General features: G+C 68.4%; 12 protein-coding genes and 1 tRNA gene. 7 read left to right on the forward strand and 6 right to left on the reverse strand.

The window, feature by feature from the left end; translation table 11 throughout:
• Positions 1–16 precede the first annotated feature (16 nt).
• Entirely contained in the window at positions 17–805 is a 789-nt protein-coding gene (locus tag ASD13_RS14810) for a MoaF C-terminal domain-containing protein (protein WP_055870715.1), read from the reverse strand.
• Between the two features lie 179 nt (positions 806–984).
• Complete coding sequence (locus tag ASD13_RS14815; protein ID WP_055870718.1) at positions 985–1,941, reverse strand: helix-turn-helix domain-containing protein; 957 nt, start codon at positions 1,939–1,941, stop codon at positions 985–987.
• A 114-nt stretch (positions 1,942–2,055) separates the two neighbouring features.
• On the opposite strand from ASD13_RS14815, the gene ASD13_RS14820 reads away from it, so the two are divergent.
• Positions 2,056–3,171, forward strand: coding sequence for a DUF998 domain-containing protein (locus ASD13_RS14820; protein ID WP_055870721.1), 1,116 nt, complete (start codon positions 2,056–2,058; stop codon positions 3,169–3,171).
• A 16-nt stretch (positions 3,172–3,187) separates the two neighbouring features.
• Here the strand turns inward: ASD13_RS14820 and ASD13_RS14825 are convergent, their stop codons facing one another.
• Positions 3,188–4,114 (reverse strand): spermidine synthase, encoded by a 927-nt coding sequence (locus ASD13_RS14825; RefSeq protein WP_151487146.1) that lies wholly within the window; start codon positions 4,112–4,114, stop codon positions 3,188–3,190.
• Positions 4,115–4,206: 92 nt separating this feature from the next.
• Between ASD13_RS14825 and ASD13_RS14830 the strand changes: the two genes are divergently transcribed.
• The 5 genes from ASD13_RS14830 (at position 4,207) to ASD13_RS14850 (ending at position 10,671) form a co-directional block, all read left to right on the forward strand.
• On the forward strand, positions 4,207–6,030 hold the full coding sequence (locus ASD13_RS14830; RefSeq protein ID WP_055870727.1) for an ABC-F family ATP-binding cassette domain-containing protein: 1,824 nt from the start codon (positions 4,207–4,209) through the stop codon (positions 6,028–6,030).
• A gap of 40 nt (positions 6,031–6,070) precedes the next feature.
• Complete coding sequence (locus ASD13_RS14835; protein ID WP_055870729.1) at positions 6,071–7,855, forward strand: Na+/H+ antiporter; 1,785 nt, start codon at positions 6,071–6,073, stop codon at positions 7,853–7,855.
• A 106-nt stretch (positions 7,856–7,961) separates the two neighbouring features.
• Positions 7,962–8,873 (forward strand): MetQ/NlpA family ABC transporter substrate-binding protein, encoded by a 912-nt coding sequence (locus ASD13_RS14840; protein ID WP_055870732.1) that lies wholly within the window; start codon positions 7,962–7,964, stop codon positions 8,871–8,873.
• Between the two features lie 95 nt (positions 8,874–8,968).
• Positions 8,969–10,012: a methionine ABC transporter ATP-binding protein gene (locus ASD13_RS14845; protein WP_055870735.1), complete on the forward strand. Its 1,044-nt coding sequence runs from the start codon at positions 8,969–8,971 to the stop codon at positions 10,010–10,012.
• Positions 10,012–10,671, forward strand: a complete 660-nt coding sequence (locus ASD13_RS14850) for a methionine ABC transporter permease (RefSeq protein WP_055870739.1) — start codon at positions 10,012–10,014, stop codon at positions 10,669–10,671. The genes ASD13_RS14845 and ASD13_RS14850 overlap by 1 nt, the downstream gene beginning before the upstream one ends.
• Here ASD13_RS14850 and ASD13_RS14855 read toward each other — a convergent pair.
• From ASD13_RS14855 to ASD13_RS14865, 3 genes are read right to left on the reverse strand one after another with little or no spacing between them, the layout of a single operon-like run.
• Positions 10,658–11,611 carry a pseudouridine synthase gene (locus ASD13_RS14855; protein ID WP_200942487.1) on the reverse strand — a complete coding sequence of 318 codons (954 nt, stop codon included), beginning with the start codon at positions 11,609–11,611 and terminating at the stop codon, positions 10,658–10,660. The genes ASD13_RS14850 and ASD13_RS14855 overlap by 14 nt on opposite strands.
• A 19-nt stretch (positions 11,612–11,630) precedes the next feature.
• The gene (locus tag ASD13_RS14860) at positions 11,631–12,125 is read right to left on the reverse strand and encodes a MarR family winged helix-turn-helix transcriptional regulator (protein WP_055870746.1); all 495 of its coding nucleotides are present in this window, start codon (positions 12,123–12,125) and stop codon (positions 11,631–11,633) included.
• A 7-nt stretch (positions 12,126–12,132) separates the two neighbouring features.
• Positions 12,133–12,630: a GNAT family N-acetyltransferase gene (locus ASD13_RS14865; protein WP_055870748.1), complete on the reverse strand. Its 498-nt coding sequence runs from the start codon at positions 12,628–12,630 to the stop codon at positions 12,133–12,135.
• 111 nt (positions 12,631–12,741) lie between these two features.
• Between ASD13_RS14865 and ASD13_RS14870 the strand changes: the two genes are divergently transcribed.
• Positions 12,742–12,813, forward strand: a tRNA-Gln gene (locus tag ASD13_RS14870).
• Position 12,814: the final 1 nt, after the last annotated feature.

The following is a 12,814-nucleotide window of genomic DNA, read 5'->3' on the forward strand; positions in this document are numbered from 1 at the left end:
CTCTTCTCGTCGTCGGTCAGACGGGCTGTGCGTCGGGGTAGGAGACAGACCCGAGCGGATAGATGTGGCCGCCGGCCCGCGAGTGCTCGGAATCGCCGTCGCCGTTGAGTCCGAGGAAGATCCCTGTCGTCATCAGCTGGTAGCCGAGGTCGTGCAGCCAGACGCTCGCTACCGCGATGCGGAACTCGCGGAAGCAGAACAGATACAGCCCGTCGGCGAACTTCCACACCGTCGACAGGTCCATGTCGCCGTGACCGCGCTGCACGCCCTCCAGGCACTGCCACGCGTAGCGCTGGCTCGACACGTACACGTGCTCGTACAGGTGGTGCGGGCTGTAGCGGTAGATGTTGCGCTTGCCGATCAGGTCGCGGCTGGGGCCGGGGACCTCGCCGGTGACCGGCCCCGCATCCGTCGTCGCCGCCCAGAAGTCCTGGCCGACCTGCGGTGTGCCCTCGACGGCCTCTGCCGCGATGCGGGAGCGGATGACGGTCGCGCGATTCGTGGTGGAGGAGATCACGAGGGTGAGTGCCTCGCGTTCACGGCTCTCGAACGGGATGTTGACGAACACCACGTCGTCGCGCACGCGGACGGCGTCGTAGGGGTCCCGGCCGGAGGTGCCGAGGCCCTCCCACGTCACGGCGTCCTCGTCGAAGCGGAGCGCGAGGGTGCCGCCGTCGTCGAGCGTGAGGGTCAGCGACGTTCCGGCCAGCAGGATGCTCGGCAGGCGGAAGGTGTCGATTCCGGCGGCGAACTCGTCGTAGGTGCGCCATTCGTCGAGTGCCGGGTCGGTCGTGATGTCGGTCATGCGGGTCCAGACGTCGCACGCGGCAGGGCTTCTTCGCCCCGGGCACCGCGTCGTCGCGATGCGCTTGCCTCATGCTCCGTCCGGCGCCGCCCGGCGCTCAAGATCGCGGCGCCCATCGCGCGCCGAGAGTCAACCGGCGTGCCGTACCGGGCAAGCGGTGGCTCTCGGCGACCGGCGGCTCAGTGCGCCGCGCGGTACTCGCTGGGGGAGATCCCGAACGCCGACTTGAATGCGCGGCTGAAGTGCGCGGCGTCGACGAAGCCCCAGCGGGCGGCGATCGCGGCGACGGGCCGGTCGGCGAGCATGGGGTCGAGCAGGTCGCGCCGGCACTGATCGAGGCGACGCGTGCGGATCCACGTCGACACCGTGACGCCCTGCTCCTGGAACAGTCCGTGCAGGTGGCGGGTGGAGATGAAGTGGGCCGAGGCGATCGTGGCGGGACCGAGGTCGGTCGACGCCAGATTGCGGTCGATGTAGGAGCGGATGCGCTGCACGAGGGCGCGGTGCGGGTCTGCCGAGACGCCGTCGAGGCCGAGCTCGCGCGTGAAGACCGTGGAGACGAGGTCGAGGGCGCTGTGGGCGAGGCGGGCTCCCGTGGTGCCGGCGAGCTGGTCGAGGTTGCCGGCGAGCTGCGTCAGGTACGGCACCACCATGCCGCCCAGGCCCTCCTGGCCGGAGATGCGCACGGCGGTGAGCTGGCCGACGACGTCGGGGGGCAGGCTGATGAGGTGCTTCGGGAACATCACGACCATCGTGCGGAATCCCTCGTCGAAGACGAGCGAGTAGGGACGATCGGTGTCGTACACGGCGAGATCACCCGCCTGGAGCACGGCTTCCCGGTCGTCCTGGATGAGCAGGCCTGTGCCGGCGAGCATCAGGCTCAGCTTGAAGTACGAGCGGTCGCTGCGGGCGATCAGCTCGGGCGTGCGCTCCACGACGTGCGAGGTGGCGCGCACCTCTGTCACATGGACCTCATCGACCGACGCGCCGCGGATGACGCCGCGGAAGTGGTCCGGCCCTGCCGTGGAGACCTGCAGCGGGACGAACGACTCGGAGACCGCGGCGCGGAAATCACTGATGTTGCGCGCGACGAGAGTCGATACCGATTCGGCAGGAGCAGCGGGTGCACCGTTCATGACTGATCACCTCGGGTGGTGGAACGACGACGTTGTATACGATCCGTTCCGTGATGCTACCACCGGCTGCGGCCGAAGTGCTCGGCTCCTATGATGTGGTCGGGAAGGACGACGATGAACGCTCTCGCGAGCAGGGTCATGCAGGTGCTGCGTCAGGTGCGCGGTCCGGAGACAGCGGAGGCCGTCTTCGAGGCGACCGCGCTGATCGTCGGCGCCGGCTTCTTCGTGGCGGGCTTCGTGATCGGACTCCCTGTCTTCTGGGGTCACGAGCTGGCGATCAGCGGCAGCGGGTCGATCGGCGTCTTCGCCGCATACGGCGGTGCGATCACCGCGGTGATCGCCTTCGCCCTCGGACGCGTCGCCGTGCGTCCGGCGCAGCCGAACCCGCAGCAGGCACGCGACGGATTCAGCGTGCCGGGGGATCGGCTGCGGTGGTACGACCTCACCGCCATCGCCTTCGCCCACGCGGCGATCGCGTATCTGGGCTGGCTCGGCATCGCGGAGCTCCTCGAGCGGAGTTTCACCGACGCTCCGGTGTTCCCGTTCCCCGGCGCGATCCTGGTGGCGGTCGCCTTCGCATTGACCGGATATGTCTCGTTCCTCAGCGCCGTCGCCCTCACCCCGATGGTGTTGTCGCTGGTGCTCGCGGTGTTCCTCGTGGTCGGCGCATTCGCGAGCATGCTCGCATCCAGCGACGTGCACTGGTGGCGCGACAACCTCTCGGCGCTGGGGATGAGCACGAACAGCGCATCGGTCGCGTTCAACGTGACACTCGTCATCGCCGGGGTCATGATCACGACGATCTCCCGGTACGCGACCGCGGGGCTCCCGGCCGAGAGCGCCGACGACCGTCGTGGGCGTTTCATGGTGCGCGGCGGTCTGATCCTGATGGGGATCTTCCTCGCGTGCGTCGGCATCTTCCCCGTGGACGAGTTCTTCCTCCTGCACAACACCGTCGCGACGGGCATGGCCGTCGTGTTCGGGATCGTCGTGGTCGGACTGCCGTGGTTCCTGCCGACCATCCCTCGTGTGTTCGTGGCCTTCGGATGGATCTATGTGCTGGTGATCGTCCTGCTCGCCGCCTTCTTCGCGGTCGGCTACTACAACCTCACCGCGGTCGAGTTGATCGCGGCCGTGCTGATCTTCAGCTGGATCATCGTCTTCCTGCGCACGGCCGGATCGGTCACAGCCCCCGCCGTCACAGACGGTGCGTCAGCGGAGGCGAGCTGAGGGAATCGTGCTCGCCCTAGTCCCAGATCGGGTCGTCGGGGTCGGGGGAGTCCGTGCCGTCGGCGTCGGTCATGATGCGCGCTTCGGCGATCCACGACGTCAGGGAATCGTCGTGGAGCATGTGCGGTCGCGGTGAGCCGAGAAGGTCGGGGTTCGTCACGACGTCCAGCGGCTCATCGCTGGCGAAGATGACGACGTTGCCGAGTGGCCCTTCGTCATCTTCCGGTTCTGCGTCGAGAACGACCGCGATGTGGTCGAACACGGAGCTCAGCGTGGCGGCCTGTCGTCGTGAGTACTCGAACGGGTGCCCGTCGAGCAGGTTCACCGCCACGATTCCATCTGACGCGGAGCGCGCGGCGACGCGGCGGTAGAACTCCTGGCTGGCCACGCGATGCCGGATGACCGCGGCATCCCACAGATCGACGACGGTGAAGCGCGCATCCACCCAATCGGTGTCGACCGCGGTGCTGCCCGATGCCGCCGCGTCGAGCGCCGGGGATGGGGATGACGGCGCCGACGATCGCTTCCCGTCCGGAAGATCCGCGTCGGCGACCGCTCGCGCATCGCCGAAGATGACTCGCAGATCAGCGCCGGGGGGCAGGGGCAGCGCGGCGATCACCGCAGCATAGAGAGCGGGCTCGAACTCGACCGCGAGCTGAGGCGATCCGGCACGCGTGGCCTCGACGTAGCGCGCGAGCGTGAGTGCTCCGGCCCCCAGATGCACGGTGAACAGCGGTGCACCGGGTTCGGCCGCGGCATCGATCGCTCTGGCGATGTGCTGGATGTAGGCGTATTCGAGTGAGGTGGGCTCGGTCATCGAGACGACGGACTGCGGAATCCCATCGACGCTGAGCTCGAAGCGACCGGGTCGCCGCTTCGACTCCATCAGCTTCGCCTTGCGATTGTCGAGCATGAGCGAGAACACCCGGCGATTCCTTGGCACCCGTCGATCCTAGATCGGGCGACGTCGGTCGGAGGCCACCCTGCCGGGCGACGGCCGGCCGGATCCCCGCACGCGGCTACCCTGGAAGGAACATGGCACATCTTCTCGGCGCTGAGGCGCTCCACCTCGAATATCCGACCAGGGTCGTCTTCGACTCCGTGACCCTCGGCATCGAGGAGGGCGACCGCATCGGCATCGTCGGCCGCAACGGCGACGGCAAGTCGAGCCTCCTCGGCATGCTGGCCGGCATCAAGGAGCCGAACTCCGGCCGCGTCACCGTGCGCGGAGGCACGCGGATCGGCGTGCTCGATCAGGCCGACAACCTGCCGGACGATCTCACGATCAGCGCCGCGGTGGTCGGTGACACCCCGGAGTACGAGTGGGCGGGCGACGCGCGCGTGCGCGACGTCATCGAAGGACTGCTCACCGACCTGCCGTGGGATGCCGAGATCGGATCCCTCAGCGGTGGTCAGCGGCGCCGTGTCTCGCTCGCGAAGCTCCTCACCGGCGACTGGGACGTCATCGCGCTCGACGAGCCCACCAACCACCTCGACGTCGAGGCGATCACCTGGCTCGCCGGGCACCTCAAGAAGCGCTGGTCGCCGAACTCGGGGGCCCTCATGGTCGTGACCCACGACAGGTGGTTCCTCGACGAGATCAGCACCGAGACCTGGGAGGTGCACGATCGCATCGTCGAGCCCTTCGAGGGCGGCTACGCGGCGTACATCCTGCAGCGCGTCGAGCGCGATCGCATGGCGGCCGCGACCGAGGCGAAACGTCAGAACCTCGCCAAGAAGGAGCTCGCATGGCTCCGCCGCGGCGCTCCCGCCCGCACGGCGAAGCCCAAGTTCCGCATCGACGCGGCCAACGAGCTCATCGCCGACGTGCCCGAGATCCGCGACAAGGTCTCGCTGCAGTCGCTGGCCGTCTCGCGGCTCGGCAAGGACGTGGTCGATCTCCTCGACGTCGGTGTGACCTACCCGACGGCGGACGGCGGCGAGAAGGTCGTGCTGCGCGACATCGAGTGGCGCATCGCGCCGGGCGAGCGCACCGGCATCCTCGGCGTGAACGGCGCCGGAAAGTCCACGCTGCTCGGACTCATCTCCGGCACCGTGGAGCCGACCGTCGGCCGCGTCAAGCGCGGCACGACCGTGAAGGTGCAGACCCTCACGCAGCGGCTCGACGAGCTCACCCAGCACTGGAACGACCCGGTGCGCGTGATCATCTCGGGCCTTCGCACCTCGTACACGATGGGGGCCGGCTCCAAGGCGCAGGATCTCACCCCGGGGCAGCTGCTCGAACGGCTCGGGTTCGACTCCGCCCAGCTCTCCACTCCGGTCAAGGACCTCTCGGGTGGCCAGCAGCGCCGTCTGCAGCTGCTGCTCGTGCTGCTCGACCAGCCGAACGTGCTGATCCTCGACGAGCCGACCAACGACCTCGACACCGACATGCTCGCCGCGATCGAGGATCTTCTCGACTCCTGGTCCGGCACGCTCCTCGTCGTCAGCCACGACCGGTACTTCCTGGAGCGCGTCACCGACCAGCAGTACGCGATCCTCGACGGTCACCTGCGCCACTTGCCCGGCGGGGTCGACGAGTACCTGCGGCTGCGCCACCTTCAGGCCTCCACGGGGTCGAAGCAGACCGCGACGGCCGCCGCGACGGCGACGGCGACGGCGACCGCCAAGGGGCTCGACGGTGCGGCCCTGCGCACGGCGCAGAAGGAGGTGTCCGCCCTCGAGCGTCGCATCCAGAAGCTCACGCAGCAGGTGAACGCCGCCAAGACCGCGCTGGCCGACCACGACCAGTCCGACTACGAGGGTCTCGGCGACCGGATGAAGAAGATCAGCGAGCAGCAGGCCGAGATCGAGGAGCTGGAGCTGCGCTGGTTCGAACTCACCGAGGAGATCGGCTGACGGAGGAATATCCTTCTCCCAACGCTGTTGGGAGGTAGGGATGGAAGGCCTCGAAGTAACAGTCCTGCTCGGACTCACGATTCTCGTCGGAACCCTTATCGCCCCGCGCGTGCGTCTCGCGCTGCCCCTCGTCCTGGTCATCTTCGGGCTGCTGCTGGGCTTCGTGCCGCAGCTGCGCGAGGTGCAGCTGCCACCCGAGACGGTGCTGCTGCTGTTCCTGCCGGTGATGCTCTTCTGGGAGAGCCTCACCACGTCACTCCGGTCGATCCGGCGGGACTTCCGCTACATCCTCCCGATGAGCACCGTGCTCGTGGTCGCCTCGGCGTTCGCGGTCGCCGGCATCGGGGTGCTGTTCGGGATGCCGTGGGAGATCGCCCTCATCCTCGGGGCTGCGGTGGCTCCCCCCGATGCCACGGCCGTCGCCGCCCTCGGGCGCCTGCTGCCGCGCCGCATGTTCATGAAGCTCAAGGCCGAGAGCCTGACCAACGACGGCACGGCCCTGGTGCTCTACGCGATCGCGGTGTCGCTCGCCCTCGGCGGTCAGATCACCCCGTTGTCGGTCACGCTCGACGTGCTGCTGTCGTATGTCGGCGGCATCGCCGGGGGCGTCGTGGTCGCCGGCCTCGGCTATCTGTTGCTGCGGCGCACATCGTCGACGATCGTGATCAACGTCGCTCTGCTGCTGATCCCGTTCACGGCGTTCCTCGTCGCGGAGATGGTGCATGCCTCCGGCGTGCTCGCGGTCGTCGTGGCCGGACTCATCGTCGCCTACGTGGCGCCTCGTGTCACGACCGCCTCGTCGCGACGGCAGGCGGATGCGGCCTGGCCGTTCGGCGTCTTCCTGCTCAACGGCGCCCTGTTCGTGCTGATCGGCCTCGAGGTGCAGTACGTCGTGCACGAGATCTCGGCGGCGGCGATCGGGCGCCTCGTGCTCCTCACCCTCGCCGTGTGGGTGACGCTGCTGGTCGTGCGCTATCTGTTCCAACTGCTCAACGTGCTCGTCCAGCGGCCGGCCGGCCCTCGTCCGGCTCCCGGCGCTCGGGCACGGGCCAGAGTCGTCTCCACGGTCGCCGGCATGCGCGGTGCCGTGTCACTCGCGATCGCGCTGTCGGTCCCCGCTGCCGTCACCGAGGGCGGGGCCGTCAACGGGCGCGATGAGATCGTGTTCGTCACCGCCGGTGTCATCCTCCTGAGTCTGCTCGTGCAGGGTCCGCTCCTGCCCGCCATCGTGCGGTGGGCGCGGTTCCCCGTCGATCATGTCGAGGACGAGGAGTACGAGCTCGCGGAGCGGGCGATCTCCGGGGCGGCGCTCGCCGCGCTCGACGACCTCGCCTCCGAGCACGGCGTCGGGCAGGAGGTGCTCGACCACGTGCGGTCCGAGGGGTATCGGATGCTCGAGGTCGAGAACGCCCGCGCCCTGGCCCGCGAGCAGGCTCTGGTCGATGCGGAGGCCGATGCGCTCGACGAGATGCTCGGCGAACCCGACCCGCTCGGCGCCGGAACCGCGGGACCGACCCGCCCCGTCGCCCCCGGAGCGGATCAGGACTCCGGCGGCGGCACCGCGCAGATCGCGGCGGCCGACGCCACCGACGGCGCGGTGCTGCAGATCATCGCCACTTCGGCGGACGTCGACCTCGCCCAGCGCTCGCCGCTGATCCGCCACGACGAGCACACGCGACTCAAACTCGCCCTCATCGACCGCAAGCGCGAGGTCCTGCTGGGGCTGCGCGGCTCCGGCACCGTCGATGACATCGTCGTGCGCCGCATCTCAGCCCGCCTCGACCTCGAGCAGGTGCGCCTGCAGGGGATCGAGGAGTACGACTGAACGTCGGGTTCCGTGTCTGCTGTGACGCCGTGTGACACACGATTCCGCGTGCGCGGTGCGCGCTGCCTAACGTATTCGAGTCCCCCCAAGAGAGGAACTCCTTCACATGTCACGCCGCACCACCTCCATCCTCGCCGCGCTCGCCGTGGTCCCGCTCTTCGTCGCACTCGCAGGCTGCGCCACGGGATCAGCCGACGCCGGCTCCGGCAGTGACGGATCGTCCGAGGACGAGGTCGTCAAGATCGGCGTCGTCGGCAAGGGCGACGAGCAGTGGCCGGCGTTCGTCGATGCCGCAGCCGAAGAGGGGATCACGGTCGAACTGGTCGACTTCGGCTCCTACGAGCAGCCCAACCCCGCCCTCACCGAGGGAGAGATCGACCTCAACCAGTTCCAGCACATCGTCTACCTCGCCGAGTACAACAACGCCTCGGGCTCCGACCTCACCCCGATCGGCTCGACCGCGATCTACCCGCTCGGTCTGTACTCGAAGAAGTACGACGACGTCGACAGCATCCCCGAGGGCGAGACGGTGGCCGTGCCCGACGACGCCTCCAACCAGGCGCGTGCGCTGAACGTGCTGCAGCAGGCCGGCCTCGTCGAGCTGAAGAGCGGCGGCACGCCGTACTCCGACCTCGCCGATGTCGACACCGACAAGTCCAAGGTCAAGGTCACCGCTCTCGAGGCCGCGCTCATCCCGACCTCGCTGCCCGATGTCGCCGCGGCGATCATCAACAACGACTTCGTGCAGGATGCCGGTCTCACCTTCGAGGACGCGATCGCGCAGGACGACCCCGAAGATGCCAGTGCCCTGCCGTACGTGAACATCTTCGCCGCCCGTGCCGAAGACGCCGACAACGAGACCTACCTCAAGCTCGTCGAGATCTTCCAGACGAACGAGGCCGTCCAGAAGGGTCTGCTCGAGTCGTCCGGCGGCACCGCGGTGGCCCTGCAGACGCCGGTGGAGGATCTGGTCGCGTCGCTCGCGAAGGTCCAGAAGGACGCCGACGCGAAGAAGTAGGACGCGGGGATTCCCACCCTGTCCGATAAGGGAGAATCGGGTGGCGCGAAACGCGTCACCCGATTCTTCGTTCCCGAAGCAGACCGGAGCAGCACATGTCGATCGTCACCCTGACGAACGTCTCCAAGACCTACCCGTCCCGCACTCGTGAGGGCGCGGAAGTCGTGGCCGTGGACGACGTCTCCCTCTCGATCGAGAAGGGCGACGTCTTCGGCATCATCGGATACTCCGGCGCGGGCAAGTCGACCCTCGTCCGCCTCATCAACGCGTTGGAGCCCGCCACGAGCGGCACCATCACGGTCGACGGCGTCGACATCACCGCGCTCAAGGAGAGCGAGCTGCGCGCGGTCCGCGGGGGGATCGGCATGATCTTCCAGCAGTTCAACCTGTTCTCCTCCCGCACCGTCAAGGCCAACATCGCCTACCCGCTCAAGCTCGCAGGCTGGTCCAAGGCGGATATCGAGACGCGGGTGGCCGAGCTGCTCAGCTTCGTCGGCCTCGCCGACAAGGCGAAGGCGTATCCCGAGCAGCTCTCCGGCGGGCAGAAGCAGCGCGTCGGCATCGCCCGCGCACTCGCCACCGGGCCCGCGATCCTGCTCGCGGACGAGGCCACCAGCGCCCTCGACCCCCAGACCACTCACGAGGTGCTCGATCTGCTCCAGCGGGTCAACAAGGAGCAGGGTGTCACGATCGTCGTCATCACGCACGAGATGGATGTGATCCAGACGATCGCCACCAAGGTGGCCGTGATGGAGAACGGCCGTGTGATCGAGCAGGGTGATGTGTTCGACGTCTTCTCGTCACCGCAGAACCCGGCGTCGCAGCGCTTCGTCGGAACGGTGGTGAAGGGCGTGCCCTCGCCGTCCGAGCGTTCCGTCCTGCGCGAGCGGCATCAGGGCCGCCTCGTCACGTTCTCCTTCCGCGACGGTGACTCCTCACAGGCGCAGGTATTCCTCGATCTCGCCGGTGCCGGGCTCGACTTCGAGCTCGTGTACGGAGGGATCAACGACATCCGCGGACGGGCCTTCGGGCACCTCACCCTCGCCATCCGCGGCGAGGACGCCGTGATCGATCGCGCTCTCGCGAACATCGCCGAACGTGTCGAAGTGACCGAGATCGCCGGAGAGGAGGCGCGCTGATGGACCGCCTGAACGAACTGTGGCCCGAGCTGTGGAAGGCCGCACTCGAGACGCTCTACATGACGACGTTCGCGCTCGTCCTCGGCGGCATCCTCGGCCTGGCGATCGGCGTCATCCTCTACGTCACCCGTCCCGGCGGGCTCGCGCAGAACAAGCCGGTCGCGTTGATCGCCAACCTCGGGGTGAACTTCTTCCGCCCGATCCCCTTCGTCCTCTTCGTGGCCGTCGCGCAGCCGTTCGCCCGTCTGGTGGTCGGCACCGGGATCGGAACCACCGCCGGAGCGTTCATGATCGCTCTCGCCGCCGCGTTCGCGATCGGTCGCATCGTCGAGCAGCACCTCGTCTCGGTCCCACCCGGCGTGATCGAAGCCGCGCGCGCGATGGGCGCCGGCCCCTGGCGCATCCTCTTCACCGTGGCCATCCCCGAGTCGCTGGGACCGCTGATCCTCGGCTACACGTTCATCGTGGTCGCGCTCATCGATATGACGGCGATGGCCGGTCTGATCGGCGGAGGCGGTCTCGGCGCGTTCGCGCAGATCTACGGATTCCGGCAGTTCGAGCCGGTCGTGATGTGGACGGCGATCGTCCTGATCGTGGTGTTCGTGCACCTCGTGCAGATGCTCGGAACGCGCCTGGCGCGCAAGGTCATGCGCCGCTGACGGGATCTTCGCTGACGGGATCCTCGCCGGCGGGCGCGTGCTGCAGCGTGCGCCGCGTCGTAAACACCCGCTCCTCGCGGCTCAGCGGATCGACGAACCGCAGCTCCCGCGCGAGCAGTTGCAGGGGGCGGTCGAAATCGTCGGGCAGGTCCTCGAGCAGCTCGGGGTAGAACCTGTCGTTGAGGATGCCGATGCCGAGGGCGGCGAGGTGCACGCGCAGCTGGTGCATCTTCCCGCTGTGCGGTCTGAGCAGGGTGTGCACCACGCGATCGTCGCTGCTGATCAGCGCGATCAGCGTCTCGGCGTTCGGCTCCCTGGTGTCGTCGACCTCCACCCGCACCTGGGCCCGCGGCTTCTCGATGTGGTTGCGATACACGAGGGGGAACGAGGGCAACTCGCCGCCCTCGGGGAGTGCGGAGACCGCCTCGTAGACCTTCTGCACCTGCCGGTTCTCGAACATCAACTGGTAGGCACCGCGGGTCGCCGGCCGTGTCGAGAACATCAGCAGCCCGGCGGTCGCACGGTCCAGGCGGTGGATCGGCGCCAGGTCGGGATTGTCGAGGAGATTGCGCAAGCGCACCAGCGCCGAGTTCTGCAGGAACTTGCCGCCGGGAGTCGTCGGCAGGAAATGCGGCTTGTCGACGACCACGAGATGCTCGTCCTGGTGCAGGACCTCGATCTCGAAGGGGATCCGCGTCTCGACAGCGGGTTCGCGGTAGTACCAGACGAATTCGACGCTGCCCAGCGGGGCGTCGCGAGGGACGGGGGAGCCGTCGGCACGCACGATCTCGCCGCGGTCGAACCGCGCGAGCAGACGCTCGGGATCCATGTGGAAGAAGCGCTCGACCATGTAGGCCGCGGCGGTGGGCCACGGCCCGGTCAGCGGCACGTGCAGACGTGTGGCTCCCACGCCGTCGCGCACAGGGAGGGGAGAGGGCATGCCCATCAGATGCGGCCGGTCACGAGTCGAAGCTCAGACTCAGCTTGCGCAGCAGTCCCGCGAGGCGATCCCGATCCGAGCGGGAGAGGGCCTGCAGCAGGTCCGCTTCCACGTCGACCAGACGCGTGATGGCGGCATCCACACGGATGCGGCCGTCGTCGGTGAGCGTCACCAGCACACTGCGGCCGTCACCGGGGTCTGCCTCGCGACGCACGAAGCGCCGTCCGACGAGACGGTCGATCCGGTTGGTCATGGTGCCGCTGGACACCAGTGTCTGCTGCAGCAGCTGCTTGGGGGAGAGCTGGAACGGCGCGCCGGCCCTGCGCAGCGCCGACAGCACATCCCACTCCCAGTGCTCCAGATCGCTGCGACGGAACACATCACGGCGGGCGCGGTCGAGGTGTCGCGACAGACGATCCATCCGGGACAGGACCTCGAGGGGCGAGAAGTCGAGGTCGGGGCGCTGGGTGTTCCACGCGCCCACGATCCGGTCGACCTCATCCGCCTCGCTCATCCGCCCATTATCCCGTGTGCGAGTCGGCGATCACGGACGCCGCGGGCAGATCGAGTGTCATGAAGGTGCTGTACGGGTCGGCGGCGTAGCCCCCGAACGGTCCGCATTCACGGAAGCCGACTGCGTGGTACAGGGCCCGTGCCGGGGCGAAGAAGTCGGCACTCCCGGTCTCCAGGGAGATCCGACGGATGCCGCGGGCCTCGGCATCCGTCAGGAGGAAGCCGAGCATCGCGCGTCCGAGGCCGCGCCCGCGCAGAGCGGGGTCGGTGCGCATCGACTTGATCTCCTCGTGTGCGTCCTCGACCGCCGCCAGCGCTCCGGTGGACACGGGGCGGCCGTCGAGGTGACCGGCGAACAGCCGCACACCAGGGGCGAGCAGACGCTCGAACACCAGGGCGTGCCGACTCTCCGCCGGTGCCGTGTGCTCCATCTCCGCGTGATGGGCGACCAGGAACTCGGCGAGGGCGGGGCTCGCGGTCTCCACCCGTTCGATCACGATGCTCATCTCGTCAGCATCCCAGAGCCGTGTTTCGGCGGGATGACGAGCGGTGGTGTCAGCGGATCCGGGGTCGGAGCATGGCAGACTTGTCCCCGCGGCGTCCTCGGGGCGGCGCGGTCCGCCGTGGTGTAATGGCAGCACGACAGCCTTTGGAGCTGTTAGGTCTAGGTTCGAGTCCTGGCGGCGGAGC

It is taken from the genome of Microbacterium sp. Root1433D1 (assembly GCF_001426835.1).
Taxonomy (GTDB): domain Bacteria; phylum Actinomycetota; class Actinomycetes; order Actinomycetales; family Microbacteriaceae; genus Microbacterium; species Microbacterium maritypicum.